This window comes from Pseudomonas sp. 2995-3, from assembly GCF_002742565.1.
Taxonomy (GTDB): Bacteria; Pseudomonadota; Gammaproteobacteria; order Pseudomonadales; family Pseudomonadaceae; genus Aquipseudomonas; species Aquipseudomonas edaphica.
Genome location: NZ_LJSB01000434.1, coordinates 1 through 239 on the forward strand (window position 1 = coordinate 1; position 239 = coordinate 239).

The following is a 239-nucleotide window of genomic DNA, read 5'->3' on the forward strand; positions in this document are numbered from 1 at the left end:
AAACTTAAATTCCATTAATAAGAATAATTCAGATTCAACATACTTTAATCGTATAAAACCATCCGTTTGATCAGTATCACTTGGCAAACCATTTTTAAAAGTAGCCTTAATTGCTCCCCAATAAGCATGTTCAACTCCCTTTTCAATAGTAGCAGCATCCAGTTCTGCTACTAAGTCTCTAGTTATCTTAGTAGTTGCTTTGACATCTTTAAAAGACTTCATGTAGTTCACCATTAGTT

General features: G+C 32.6%; 1 protein-coding gene. It reads right to left on the reverse strand.

The window, feature by feature from the left end:
- The coding region (locus AOA62_RS29940; protein WP_143521960.1) for a hypothetical protein at nt 1–222 on the reverse strand (222 nt) is incomplete at its 3' end.
- Nucleotides 223–239 lie beyond the last annotated feature (17 nt).